Here is a 13,919-nt window from a genome sequence, read left to right on the forward strand (position 1 = left end):
TTCCTTTCTAAACATGTAGTTATATTTCTATATAACTATGAAATACAACAAATTGCAAAAAATCCCTGCTGAAAATTGAAAAGCCTTGCTAAAATAACAAGGCTTACATACTTATAGTGTAATTCCAAATTTTGAATGTAAAAGGTTTGTAAATTGCATGTCTGTAACGGTTTCTTTCGTTTTTTTACCATTTTTCGCTACTGTAAGGCTATCTTTCGTTAAAGAGGCATGCCCATCTTCAGTTAGTTTTACAATAAGAGGTAGTTTATTAAAGGGTGACCCTTCATGTTCAACGATAATTTTTTGTGCTGTATTTGCTTTTTCTTCATCCACTTCTTCTATATAAAATGCATAGCCTAACGTCCAATCATCAGCAGAAGATTGATCCAAGAACTCATTGTTTTTCCGCATCTCTAAAATGTAGTTTCCCTTTTCGGTCATTTCTTTACGAATACGATAATCTCCTGTAACAGAGTGAATGACTTCACCTGAGAAAGGGACAGGGGCAAGAGGTAAGTATGATCCGAATCCTACTTCAATTAAATAAAGTTCAGTATGATGTGTTAAAACGGTTGCAATATGGCCAGAATCAACAGCCCATATGGAGTTTGTAGCGTTATAAACTGTTCCTGAAACGAGATGAACATCGAATCCAGAATCTTTCAGGAAGTAATACATAGTAGGATTGAGTTCATAACAAAGACCGCCACGGTTATTTACTAAAATTTTCTCTTTCAAATTTTCTTTTGATATTTCTTTAAAATTCTTTTCGAGAATATTTAAGTTTTCAAAAGGAACAGTTTGTGCCATTGCGTACATAATGTTAGATAAATCTTCAAATGAAACTGTGTCTTTTTCTTCTATATATAATCGTGCGAAAAATTGTTTTTGAAAGTCTGTCATAGAAATCCCTCCGTTATGTTTTTATAGGTAAATTGTAAACAATCTTGAATAGGATGTGAAATTAAAACTACGTTGAATATTTGAAGTGAGATTAAAAATAATGTGGGAGAGTGAGAGATTGCTACTTTACTAACGGTGGAACGAATATTATAATAATTCTGATAAACTATGCAAACGCTTTCTTAGAAAGGGATGGTGTACAGATGTTTAAAAGAGTAACAATAGTCGGATTGTCAGTTGTTATGTTTTTACCTAGTATATATGAGGGGAGTAAAGCATATGCAGATACAGTTAACAATGGAACGTTAATGCAGTATTTTGAGTGGTATGCTCCGAATGATGGGGATCATTGGAATCGTTTGCGTACTGATGCTGAAAATTTAGCGCAAAAAGGAATTACATCTGTTTGGATACCACCTGCATATAAAGGAACTACGCAAAATGACGTAGGATATGGAGCATATGATTTATATGATTTGGGGGAATTTAATCAAAAGGGAACAGTGCGGACGAAATATGGGACGAAAGCACAATTGAAGTCTGCAATTGACGCTTTACATAAGAAAAACATCGATGTATACGGTGATGTAGTTATGAATCATAAAGGTGGGGCTGATTATACAGAAACTGTCACAGCAGTTGAGGTAGACCCAAGCAATCGAAATGTTGAAGTATCAGGTGATTATGAAATTAGTGCTTGGACAGGATTTAACTTTCCAGGGCGTGGAGATTCTTATTCTAATTTCAAATGGAAATGGTATCATTTTGACGGAACAGATTGGGATGAAGGAAAGAAATTAAACCGAATTTATAAATTTAGGGGCATAGGTAAAGCGTGGGACTGGGAAGTGTCTAGCGAGAATGGGAATTATGATTATTTGATGTACGCGGATCTTGATTTTGATCATCCAGATGTTGCGAATGAAATGAAAAAATGGGGAACGTGGTATGCGAAGGAATTAAATTTAGATGGCTTTCGTTTAGATGCTGTTAAACATATTGATCATGAATATTTGCGCGATTGGGTAAATCATGTTAGACAGCAAACGGGGAAAGAAATGTTTACAGTAGCTGAATATTGGCAAAATGATATCCAGACTTTAAATAATTATTTAGCGAAGGTCAATTATAATCAATCTGTGTTCGATGCACCACTTCATTATAATTTTCACTATGCTTCAACAGGAAATGGGAATTATGATATGAGAAATATTTTAAAAGGAACGGTAGTTGCGAATCATCCTACACTTGCGGTTACTCTAGTTGAAAATCATGATTCACAGCCTGGTCAGTCATTGGAATCTGTAGTGAGCCCTTGGTTCAAACCGTTGGCATATGCATTTATTTTAACGCGTGCAGAGGGATATCCTTCTGTTTTCTATGGTGATTACTATGGTACAAAAGGAAATAGTAACTATGAAATTCCAGCGTTAAAGGACAAAATTGATCCGATTTTGACGGCACGAAAAAACTTTGCATATGGTACGCAGCGGGATTATTTTGATCATCCAGATGTAATTGGCTGGACAAGAGAAGGTGATAGTGTACATGCTAATTCTGGTTTAGCAACATTAATCTCTGATGGACCAGGAGGGTCAAAGTGGATGGATGTTGGGAAGAATAACGCAGGGGAAGTATGGTACGATATTACGGGTAATCAAACAAATACTGTAACAATTAATAAGGATGGTTGGGGACAATTCCAAGTAAGTGGAGGATCAGTTTCCATATATGTTCAGCAGTAATTTGGTGATGAAATAGGAGAGGGAAATATAAGTTTTCCTCTTCTTTTTATATTGTTATCCTTCCTAAATCTTTATGTTTATAAATGAACTAGTCGGCTTTTGAAACACCAAGAGATGCATTGGAATAAATAATGTCATCTTATTCGTACTCGAGGAACATCTCCTTACTGTGATTGCTATAGAACTAAATATTAGTATGTTTTTAATGTGATTTTAATAGATATTATATTTGCTTTACGATAAAATTATTATAATGCAAAATTACACTATTATTATAAAATGATATTTAATGGGTATTTTTATACTTGTGGTTATTAGTGTTTTCTAAAGCAAGATGATGAGTTTTTATTATTCAAGTTAGCGAAGATAGTTTGATGTAGCGCTTTTTAGAAGAAGTTCTTTATATAAATCGTAATTTAAAATCCATAGGCACATTTCTGTATAGGTGGTAGTAGCAAAAGGAGAGGCAATATGAAAAGAACAATAATGAAATATAGTATAATGTTTAGTTTATTACTATTAACATCATGTGATATATCGAATGAAGAAATTGAACAAAAAGCACAAAGTTATACAAAATCGGAGTATGGTATGGTTGTTAAATTAAACGGAGTTGAAACTCTGGATAACGGAAAGGACTTCCTTGGTCCAAAGGGGCGGATAGTTACTGTGCAGCAAGTCGATGAACCACACTTGCAATTTCAACTGTACTTCGAGGGGCAAATCTCTCCAGAAGTAAATAATGATAACTATGAAAAGAAAAAGGAAGCAAATAATTTACAAGGAAGATTTAATACATATTATGGAGAGAAAAACACTATATTTACTTTTGATCAAATGCAGACTGGGGATAATGTTTCCGATAAGAATACTGAGGAACAAATAGCGAAGAAAAATTTGCAACAGTATTATACGGCAGTTTTTAAAAGTAATACTGTTTTAGATGTAAACAATTCTATACATATGGAAACATTAGCGGGGGTTGCAAGAAGTATTCAGGAATTTAATAAAACGATTGAAAATAGTAAAAGTAATGTAGAAGATATAACGATTCAGTTGCCAAATATTAATAAGGATGTACTACAAAATATTCCTGTAGATTATATAGTAACGGCTGAAGATGCGAAAAAGACCCTTGAGAAAAAGGTTGATTATATGAACATTTTACAGTCTGCAAGGAAATAGTTTGACACCTTTACTTCTTACAAAACATATAGTATGATGATTTCAGTAAATTAGATTTCAATGACTATAATATAAATTAATGAGAGGTGCTTTTTGTGAGTGCGGTAGGTACTAAATAGGAAAAATTTAATGAAATAAATCGGATAAGACCAGGGGATTTTTATGTACATCATACCCCTAATTTTGTCATGCATTTATTTCAAAACCTATGAAGATACCTACAATACTTTATAAAGCGTGTAATAAGGGACTGCCATCTATTTTTTTATGGCTTATTTCCTCATATGTTATTACAAATGCCTTGTAAATGTAAAAGCTGCGGTATCCCCGCAGCTTTTTTGTATATGTTTTTATTGTATAATTATGGGATTTTATATATGACTCATTGGAATCTAATGAGTAGGTATCTTCATTTATGATAAAAATCAATCATAGTGAGGAGAAACAAAATGAATACGATGACTTTTGAAAAGCTACAATATAACGAATTAAAGGATATAGTGAAATCTTATTGTGTAAGTGGATTAGGTAAGGAATTATTAAACAAATTAGAGCCGAGTACGAGTATAAAAGTAGTGAGAAATCGGTTGAATGAAACGACAGAAGCACGAGCTATATTAGATGCAGAAGGGCATGTTCCTTTCTTCGGCATTTCTAATATTGCTAGTACAATTCAAAAATTAGAAAAAGGGATGATTTTAGATCCAGAAGAATTAGTCAGTGTTTCAGACTTTTTACGCGGATGTAGAAAGATTAAAAAGTTTATGTTAGATAAAGAATTTTTTGCACCAGTATTAGCTTCTTATGCAAATTCAATGACTGAATATAAAAGTATTGAAGAGGAAATTAACTTTTCAATTAAAGGAAATAGTATTGATGCAGCTGCAAGTAAAGAGTTAAAACGAATTCGAAATAATATCGATTCTGTAGATGGGAAAATAAAAGAACGTTTAACGAAGTTTTTAAATAGTAGTGCAAATAAGAAATTCATTCAGGAATTCTTTATTAGTAAAAAGGATGACCGTTATACGATTCCAATTAAATCTTCCTATAAAAATCAAGTTGCTGGAAGTATTATTGAAGCCTCGGCAAAAGGTTCTACTGTATTTATAGAACCGCATACGGTTACGAAATTGAATGCAGAATTAGCAGGTTTGAAAGCAGAAGAAGCGGTTGAAGAGTATCAGATTTTAGCGACTTTATCAGGAATGGTCTTAGAAAACATATATAGTATAAAGATTAACATGGAGCTAATTAGTCAGTATGATATGGTATTTGCGAAAGCGAAGTTTAGTAAATCGATTGATGGAATAGAACCGAAGTTAAACGATCATGGCTACATTCATTTAGTGAATTGTAAGCATCCGCTTTTAACAGGGCAAGTTGTACCGTTACATTTTAAAATTGGTCAAGAGTATCGTAGTTTAATTATTACAGGGCCGAATGCGGGCGGAAAGACAATTGTGTTAAAAACGATTGGATTGTTAACATTAGCTACAATGTCAGGTCTTCATATTGCAGGAGATAAAGGTACAGAAATCGCTATTTTCGAAAATGTATTCGTAGATATTGGTGATAATCAAAGTATTGAAAATGCACTAAGTACATTTTCGTCTCATATGAAAAATCTTTCTGAGATTATGAGGATGTCAAATAATAATACGTTACTTTTATTTGATGAAATAGGGAGCGGTACAGAACCAAATGAAGGTGCAGCACTTGCAATTTCTATTTTAGAAGAGTTGTACTTTGCGGGATGTATTACCGTTGCGAGTACGCATTACGGAGAAATTAAACGATTCTCAGAAATGCATGATGACTTTATGAATGCAGCGATGCAGTTTAATAGTGAAACGCTAGAGCCGCTTTATAAATTAGTTATCGGAAAATCAGGAGAAAGTAATGCACTTTGGATTGCGAATAAAATGAGCGTAAAAGAACATGTACTGAAAAGAGCGAAAGAGTATATGGGAAATAAAGAGTACGCTTTAGAAAAAGTGAATGAAAGTAAAATTAGAAAACCGAAATTTGTACAAGAAAAAAGAGAATCTCATTATGAGTACAAAATCGGCGATCGTGTTAATTTATTGGATCATGATGATTTTGGTATCATCTATAAGGAAAAAGATAATTTTTATAACGTTGTTGTATATTATAACGGTGAATTCGTTGAAGTAAATGTAAAACGTATTACTTTAGAGGTAGCAGCGAAAGAATTATACCCAGAAGGATACGATTTAAATACACTATTTGTTGATTATAAAGAAAGAAAAATGCAACACGATATTGAGCGCGGATCGAAAAAAGCACTGCGTAAAATTCAAAAAGAAATAAGAAAGAATAGAGGATAAGTTAAAATGGTAACGATTAGACAAGAACAAAAAAATGATTATAGAAAAACAGAAGAAGTCGTAAAAGAAGTATTTTCACTTGAAGAATTTAGTGATAAAACAGAACATGAACTTGTAAAACGTATTAGAGAATGTGACGCGTTTGTTCCGGAGTTATCAATCGTTGCAGTAGATGAGGAAATAGTCGGTCACATTATGTTATCTAAAATTGCGATAGAACAAGATGGAACTTCTGTAGAATCGCTAGCACTTGCACCAGTGTCAGTTGCTAGGGGCCATCAGAAGAAAGGAATTGGCGGAAAACTGATCACGGCTGCTTTAGAAAAAGCGAAAGAACTTGGATACGGATCAGTTGTAGTATTAGGACATCCAGAGTACTACCCGAAATTTGGTTTTAAGAAAGCAAGTGAGTGGAATGTAAAAGCACCGTTTGAAGTGCCTGAAGAGGTATTTATGATAATGGAATTAACAGAAAATGCTCTTCGAGGTGTAGAAGGAATTGTACAATATTCGAGTGCTTTTGCTGAGTAGGAGTACCGGTTAAGAAATGTAATCATAAAAGATGCTATCTTTTTGTATGGATATACAGAAAGATAGCTTTTTTTATTAAGCGGATCTACTGACGTATATTTTGCTCAATGAATAATTGAGGTGTTAAAATTGATATAGAAACGTAAAGGGAGAGAATGAAATGAATAAGCGAGAAACAGATAGCAATGAGAATGTAGTGACGTTATATGTTACAAGACACGGTAAAACAATATTAAATACGAATCATCGCGCGCAAGGTTGGGCAGATTCTCCTTTAGTAGAAAAAGGTGTTGAAGTTGCCACAAATTTAGGAACAGGATTAAAAGATATTCATTTTATGAATGCATATAGTAGTGATAGCGGCCGCGCAATTGAAACTGCTAATTTAGTATTAAAATATAGTGAGCAATCAAAATTAAAACTTGAGCAAAGAAAAGATTTGCGAGAATTAAATTTCGGTATTTTTGAAGGTGAAAAACTTGAGAATATGTGGGATGTGGTTGGAAAAGCTGCAGGCGTTGCATCACCAGAAGAACTCTTGAAGCTTTCTATTCAAGAAGTGATTAATCTTATTAGAGTAGCAGATCCGACAAAACAGGCGGAAGATTGGGAATTGTTTTCTACTCGTATAAAAACAGAGATAGATAAAATTAGTGAAGAATCTGCTGCAAATGGTGGCGGTAACGTTTTAGTTGTCGTTCATGGGCTTTTGATTACTACCTTAATAGAAATGTTAGACAGTAGCAAAACAAAACTTGGAGTGGAAAATGCTAGCGTGACGAAGATTGTATATCAAGATGGAACATACACAGTTGAGTCTGTTGGAGATATGAGTTACGTTGCAAAAGGGAAAGAAAGTGTGGAAATATAAAAATAAGAAAAGGAAGGTAGAGAACTCTAGCTTCCTTTTTATTTTTTAATATATCATTTATTAATTCGAATCGGAATATTCCGTTAAAAATGAACTATGAAAATTATTGTAATGGTATAATTAGAGAGTAGGAACAACAAATTAGTTTGCAGTGTATTGGAGGGACATTAGCCTTACATTTCATCTCGGAATCTAAAGTAAGTATACGAGAAATAAAGTGAAACTTTAATCAGTGGGGTTTTCTTCATCCCCCACTGATTATCATCCCTCACCAATCGGACTTTAATGGGCAGCCCGCCCCCCACCTAACTTCTTTGCTTTCGCTGCATTTTGAGGTGGGGGTCTTACTGCCCATTAAAGCGGGATAAAACAAAGTAAGGAATGTGTGAATATGGGTGGTACATGGTATGTGATTTATGTTCAATTCTAAGAAGAAAAGAATATTAACAATTATATGGAGAAGTGATTATGTTGATTAAATTCGTTCATTTGTTATTTGGGAAACCGTGTGAAAAAGGTGATTCGTTCCAAACTAAGTTTCCACGTTTTATTTATTGGAGTGCAGTTGTATTTTATTTTTTTGGAATGCTATTATTTGGGATTCTTTCTTTTATTGATACTGTATTTATTGGATCGTTGATATCAGGAGGTTTGTTCTTTCCTTTAATATTTAGATTCATTTATTATATAAACTTAAAAATGAGGGGCCTAGAAAGAGAAGCGTAGAGAAAAAATATAAATAACAGGGTTATTGAAAAGAAGCGAGATTGATGTTAAGAGATAATAAAGTTGTTTAATTTACAATAAAGTCCTTTGAAAATAATAAAGTCCTTTGAAAATAATAAAGTTGTTTAATTCTTATTGAATTAACGGTGCAGGATAGTTGAATAAGGATGATGATATACTTAAGGGGGAATTTACTTTATTTTATAATTTATGAGGTGGAAAATGGACTCTTTAGAATTAAACAAATCTAAATATATTGTCTCTAATATCAAAGAAATTTTGCATAAAAAGCTTATTCTTGATAAACCGTTAACTAAAGATGAGGTAAAAAAATTAAAACTAGTTAATCCCCCTGTATACGAAAAAGAGAAGTATCTCATTCAAAAACGGTGGTTTTATAGTATTAATATCGGAGAATGGGAAGATGTGGAGATTATTATTCAGGGGAATAATGAAAATCCCGATATGGAGATTATCGAAATGGCAGAAAAACATTCGATGAACTCCATCTACATATAAGCTGTGCATTAAAATATTTACAGAAATTCTTCCCTAATCAAGAAATGAAGAACTACTATCTATCCACAATATTTTTTGGAAAGATGGTTAATTTTGACGATTATATATTTTCTGGGTTTAGTTTAGCTTTTATTTATGATGGTCACTTTGAGTTTCAGTATAAAGTAAAATTTAAAAACGATGGATGGCCTATTGGTTTTGAAGGTGGGCCACTTTAATAATAATAGATAATTTTTTCTTATTGAACTAACGGGTGCTTTAGTTGAACAAGATTTAAACAACTTTATTATTAATTTTTGTCTACAAGCACATTTAAATGGTTAGAAATTAAACAACTTTAAAGGGCTTTACTACAATATGATTTGTAGCCAGGCTCTTATATTTTTAGATCAGAATTAAATAACTTTATTATCACTTTACAATTGAACATAAATAACGTTAAAAAAGGAAGCAAAGAAATACATTCTAGCTTCCTTTTTTATTGGAACGATTATGGGATCAATAAAATCTTCCCTGTGCTTTTTCGGCTCTCTAATAATTCATGAGCACGGGCACCATCTTGTAAAGAGAATGTAGTAGAACTTGCGATCTTTAATTTTTCGGTCGCAATCCATTCGAATAATTGAGAGGAGCGTTCTATTCTCTCTTCATAAGATGTAAGCACGTTCCAAAGGTCTCCGCCAGTTAAAGTTTTCGAAGTATCCATAAGCATACGTGGATCAACTGGCGCAGGATTACCGCCGGCCATTCCGTAAAATACGACAGTACCGCCAGTTTTAGTAGCATTAAAACTCTCCTCTAATGTAGAACCTACTGATTCATATACAACATTTACTCCATCACCATTTGTTATTTCAACTACTTTTGTATGCCATGCTTCCGTATATAAAAAAACGTGATCAGCACCAGCTAATGTAGCTATCTTTGCTTTTTCTTTTGATGACGTTAGGCCGATTACTTTTCCGCCTAGTAGTTTAATCATTTGAATAAGAAGTTGCCCAACACCACCAGCTGCAGCGTGTACTAAAGCTATATCACCTTGTTTTATTTCATAGCTATCTTTCGTTAAATAATGTGCGGTTAGACCTTGCAATAAGACAGAAGCGGCTGTTTCAAAAGAGATAGAATCTAAAAGCTTAATTGCTTTCTCAGACGGAACAGCAACTAGCTCTGCATTTGCAAATGGGACATCAGCAAATGCAATACGATCTCCAGGATTAATATTCGTAACGTCAGCTCCTACTTTTTCAACAATGCCAGCCCCTTCATAACCTAATATAAAAGGCGGGGTACCAGCGAGATGATAATCACCGCGGCGTCTATAAATGTCGGCGAAATTTAAACCGATTGCTTTCGTGCGGACAATAATTTCATTTGGATTTATGATTGGATCATTTAGTTCTTTATATTGTAGTACATCCGGATTTCCGAACTGTTCGAAACAAAGTGCTTTCATATGGAATACCTCCATTTTTATTGTTTGTAGATGCTCTTTATCATACAATACAAATATCAATAGACAAAGAGGATTATTTCGATGAAATCAATCGGGAATATCGATTGAAAAGAGGGACGATAAATGGAGATAAAACAATTAATTACATTTAAAGTAGCGGCGGATACTTTGAATTTTACACAAACTGCGAAGAAATTAAACTTTGCTCAATCGAGTGTGACAGCGCAAATTAAAACGTTAGAAGCTGAGTTAGGTACACCACTATTTGAGAGATTAGGGAAACGTCTTTTCTTAACTGAAGCAGGTAGGAAGTTTCAACTATATGCCGACAAGATGATTGCGCTCAGCAACGAAGCAAAAATGGCTGTGAAAGATGATGAAGAAATAGCAGGTACGTTAATAATCGGTGCGCAAGAGAGTCAATGTACATATAGACTTCCTTCTATATTAAAGAAGTTTAAAGCACAATTTCCTCAAATAAAACTTATATTTAAACCGGCACATTCCAATAAAGATGCGAAGGAACAATTGATGGAGGGAAAAGTCGATCTTGCATTTATTTTGGACGAATGTAAAACAGAAGATACTTTACATGTGGAGCCGCTTATGAAAGAAGAATTAAAAATAGTAGCTGCTTCAGGGCATCATTTACTCGAGAAAGCTTCCATTTCTACAAAAGATTTAGAAAGTGAGACGTTGTTGCTAACAGAGCTAGGGTGCTCGTACCGGACTTTATTTGAAGAGCTACTTCGTACAGAAGATGTGTATCCAGCAAATAAAATTGAGTTCGTTAGTGTCGAAGCAATTAAACAATGTGTTATTGCAGATTTAGGAATAGCTGTGTTACCAGCAATAGTAGTAGAAAAAGATATACGAGAAGGGATGATAAAAGAGTTACATTTAGAAAATGAAATCTCACCGATTTATACACAAATTGCTTGGCATAAAGATAAATGGATGACAGCGCCACTGCAGCAATTTATTGATGTAACGAGGGAGTTTTTTACAACAGATTAAGTGGAGAAATATTTATTTTATATAAAAGAAAAAATGGCAATTTTGTATAAAGAACCGATGCTTGCATGTAACAAGTATCGGTTCTTTTATGTTTTAAATAAAGGATGCTATAAAATGTGTATTTCTCAACTTTTTTTCTTAGACGGTTACGTAAATTTCTTCGTATATTCCAATAATCATAAGGAAATTTACAACGTTTAGTCGTTTCCGTAAGATGCCTCTAGGAAGCATGAAAGGAGGGGCGTACATAGGGGATAGATTGTCTTTATTATACGTACTTATTTTGAGGGAGGAAATTGAAAATGTTTAAAAAGTTAATGAAAGTATGTGTATTAAGTGTAGCGAGTGTAGGGCTATTATTTAGTTTCCAAGGAAGTACATTTGCTGCTACTGATTTAAGTAGTTACTATGACGGGAAAAATCCAGCAACAACGAAAGTATACGGAGGTAGTACAACGTGTGATGCAGATGGATTTAATGCAAAGTCTACAGCTGTGTATGAAGGGAGTAAAAAAGTAGGGACAGTGTATTTACGTTACAGCAATAAATGTCATGCAGCTTGGGCTAAGTTTGTTTTAGATCAACCAGCACCAGCTGTGTCTGGAGGAGTGTATGCGTACGCTGTTGTGAATAAATACAAAAATGGTGTATTTCAAAAATCAGTCACTTCTAATCAGGGAAACGGTACAATAAAAACAGGTCAAACGAGCACGTATACAGGAATGGTATTTGATTTAACTGCTGATTTCGGATACACAGCAGATGCTGAGGCGGTTACGTTTAATAACGGTTATGGAAAAACAGGACGCTATTAAAAAGGAGTGGAATACTTTGAAACTTTTAAAAAAGCTAAGCGCATGTTTTTGTCTATCATTGCTCGTTTTAACTAGTGTGTTTAGTACGACTGGTAATGATAAAGCATATGCAGAAGATCATTCGTATGATGGAAAAAGTCCGTATTACAATAGCTGTGACCAATCAGCAGTAACGAAAGAAAAGAAATGGATTGATTCCAATTCTTATGTGGAATTAAAATTTAGCACGACGTGTAAGACAGCGTGGGCAAAAGTTACTGTAACCCGCCCAGCAGTATATAATAATGAAGCTGATGCAAGAATTGTAAGAAAAACAGATGGAAAGGCATACACTTGCGGCAGTGCTGGAGGAAATGGTGTTGTAAATAAAGGGCAAACATCATGCTATACGCCAATGGTATATGATTTAGATCCAAGAAAGGCACAGGCGCAGGGGAAACATGCCATTCCGAATAGTGATGCATATAATTATGCGGAGACTATTTGGTATTGATGAGGAAATGGAGAATGTAAGATAGAATATTTTAAGAGCATGTTTTGAGTGGTTTTCAAAGCATGCTCGAATTGTATTCATTCTAATTTTTTTAGTAATCATGGACCATTGAATTAACTAAGGTCTGTATCAGGAGGAGTATATCCAAGATGCCTAGCCATTGATACAATTTGTCCTTTATGATGAAATTCATGTGTTTCTGTATGAGTTAAAAGCCATAGTGGTGTTGTACTCCAAGGTTCTTTTTGCCACTTTACTTCATTTGCTATATTTTCGAGCCAACGGTCATTGTATTCATCTAAAAAACGTTGTACAGTCTCATCTACTAACTTAAATCTAGCACGGACTTTTTCCACATCTGCATGCTCAATTTTATAATCACTAGCGAATGAAAAATCTGCTCGTTTTTGTTTGAATGCGAATGATCCAAGCCAGTATCGATAGCAATCGGCTACATGAATATGTGTCTTTATAATGCCACCGCTCCCGAAATTCGGAACAGTGCTATGTAATTTTTCTAGTGGGATTTCTTCCAAAAATGAAAATAGAGTTTCTCTTGTAGAGCTAATAAGATTATATTGTTGTTTTAAAATATGTAACATGTAAGTACACTCCTCTTTTATTTACATAGTAAGTAATTCTATATTTACGAGGAGGGAACCTTTTTATTATTTTTAATAAGCATATTAGATGTATTTCTTATTTATTTCTGATAGATTAAACAAGGTAAAACTTTAATGAATTGAACATTCTTAGTTCATAATAAATTGTACATCAAGAAGGGGAACGATAACATGAATAGACTAGTGGGTTTAAAACAATTTGAAATAACGCGCGGGGCATTACTTAAATTTATGGAGACGCTAGATGATAAAATTGCAGATACGCAGCCAGAGGGTTTTAACAATACAATTCGTTGGCATATTGGTCACGTGTTAACAGCAGCAGAAGTTTTCATGTTTGGAAAAGAATTCAAACAATTACCAACTGAATATCCAGGTATGTTTGGATATGGATCAAGACCATCTAAATGGAAAACAGAAGGACCATCATTAGAAGTGTTAACGACTCAATTAAAAGAACAAGCAAAGCGTATTAACGAAATGCCAGCAGAAGCATTTGAAAATAAACTACCAGAGCCGTTTTTAGGATTGGAAACTGTTGGTGAGCTTTACGGTATGATGCTTTATCATGAAGCTGATCATATTGGGCAAATGAAGGCGATGGAACGTATTATTAAAGCTCTTTAGTCTTAATTGCATATAACAAGCAATACAGTTGTAATGTTAAATAATATATACAAAAAA

At 33.8% G+C, this 13,919-nt stretch carries 13 protein-coding genes and 1 pseudogene; 11 read left to right on the plus strand and 3 right to left on the minus strand.

What is annotated here, in order from left to right:
* Positions 1-111: 111 nt before the first annotated feature.
* Positions 112-903, minus strand: a complete 792-nt coding sequence (locus HMPREF1014_RS07500; RefSeq protein ID WP_000129221.1) for an arylamine N-acetyltransferase family protein — start codon at positions 901-903, stop codon at positions 112-114.
* Positions 904-1,106: 203 nt separating this feature from the next.
* Between HMPREF1014_RS07500 and amyS the strand changes: the two genes are divergently transcribed.
* The 7 genes and pseudogenes from amyS (at position 1,107) to HMPREF1014_RS07535 (ending at position 9,049) form a co-directional block, all read left to right on the plus strand.
* Positions 1,107-2,648: an alpha-amylase gene (amyS, locus tag HMPREF1014_RS07505; RefSeq protein ID WP_000476899.1), complete on the plus strand. Its 1,542-nt coding sequence runs from the start codon at positions 1,107-1,109 to the stop codon at positions 2,646-2,648.
* A gap of 471 nt (positions 2,649-3,119) precedes the next feature.
* Entirely contained in the window at positions 3,120-3,833 is a 714-nt protein-coding gene (locus HMPREF1014_RS07510; protein WP_000831440.1) for a hypothetical protein, read from the plus strand.
* 449 nt (positions 3,834-4,282) lie between these two features.
* Positions 4,283-6,184: an endonuclease MutS2 gene (locus HMPREF1014_RS07515; protein WP_001095185.1), complete on the plus strand. Its 1,902-nt coding sequence runs from the start codon at positions 4,283-4,285 to the stop codon at positions 6,182-6,184.
* Between the two features lie 6 nt (positions 6,185-6,190).
* A complete protein-coding gene (locus HMPREF1014_RS07520; RefSeq protein WP_000256478.1) occupies positions 6,191-6,715 on the plus strand; it encodes a GNAT family N-acetyltransferase in 525 nt (174 codons plus the stop codon).
* Positions 6,716-6,875: 160 nt separating this feature from the next.
* Complete coding sequence (locus HMPREF1014_RS07525; protein ID WP_001042050.1) at positions 6,876-7,586, plus strand: histidine phosphatase family protein; 711 nt, start codon at positions 6,876-6,878, stop codon at positions 7,584-7,586.
* A 468-nt stretch (positions 7,587-8,054) separates the two neighbouring features.
* Positions 8,055-8,312, plus strand: a complete 258-nt coding sequence (locus HMPREF1014_RS32045; RefSeq protein WP_000905655.1) for a hypothetical protein — start codon at positions 8,055-8,057, stop codon at positions 8,310-8,312.
* A 222-nt stretch (positions 8,313-8,534) separates the two neighbouring features.
* Positions 8,535-9,049, plus strand: a pseudogene (locus HMPREF1014_RS07535) (hypothetical protein).
* Between the two features lie 272 nt (positions 9,050-9,321).
* Here the strand turns inward: HMPREF1014_RS07535 and HMPREF1014_RS07540 are convergent.
* Positions 9,322-10,287, minus strand: a complete 966-nt coding sequence (locus tag HMPREF1014_RS07540) for a quinone oxidoreductase family protein (protein WP_000645242.1) — start codon at positions 10,285-10,287, stop codon at positions 9,322-9,324.
* Positions 10,288-10,410: 123 nt separating this feature from the next.
* Between HMPREF1014_RS07540 and HMPREF1014_RS07545 the strand changes: the two genes are divergently transcribed.
* The 3 genes from HMPREF1014_RS07545 to HMPREF1014_RS07555 all read left to right on the plus strand — a co-directional run bounded on the left by HMPREF1014_RS07545 (position 10,411) and on the right by HMPREF1014_RS07555 (position 12,612).
* A complete protein-coding gene (locus HMPREF1014_RS07545; RefSeq protein ID WP_000403877.1) occupies positions 10,411-11,304 on the plus strand; it encodes a LysR family transcriptional regulator in 894 nt (297 codons plus the stop codon).
* Positions 11,305-11,606: 302 nt separating this feature from the next.
* A complete protein-coding gene (locus HMPREF1014_RS07550; RefSeq protein WP_000473746.1) occupies positions 11,607-12,119 on the plus strand; it encodes a YjfA family protein in 513 nt (170 codons plus the stop codon).
* 16 nt (positions 12,120-12,135) lie between these two features.
* The gene (locus HMPREF1014_RS07555; protein ID WP_000771044.1) at positions 12,136-12,612 is read left to right on the plus strand and encodes a DUF2690 domain-containing protein; all 477 of its coding nucleotides are present in this window, start codon (positions 12,136-12,138) and stop codon (positions 12,610-12,612) included.
* 113 nt (positions 12,613-12,725) lie between these two features.
* Here HMPREF1014_RS07555 and HMPREF1014_RS07560 read toward each other — a convergent pair whose 3' ends face one another.
* The gene (locus HMPREF1014_RS07560) at positions 12,726-13,214 is read right to left on the minus strand and encodes a DinB family protein (protein ID WP_000902395.1); all 489 of its coding nucleotides are present in this window, start codon (positions 13,212-13,214) and stop codon (positions 12,726-12,728) included.
* Between the two features lie 192 nt (positions 13,215-13,406).
* Here HMPREF1014_RS07560 and HMPREF1014_RS07565 point away from each other — a divergent pair, with 192 nt between their 5' ends.
* Positions 13,407-13,862, plus strand: coding sequence for a DinB family protein (locus HMPREF1014_RS07565; RefSeq protein ID WP_001081117.1), 456 nt, complete (start codon positions 13,407-13,409; stop codon positions 13,860-13,862).
* Positions 13,863-13,919 lie beyond the last annotated feature (57 nt).

It is taken from the genome of Bacillus sp. 7_6_55CFAA_CT2, assembly GCF_000238655.1.
GTDB classification, from domain to species: domain Bacteria; phylum Bacillota; class Bacilli; order Bacillales; family Bacillaceae_G; genus Bacillus_A; species Bacillus_A cereus.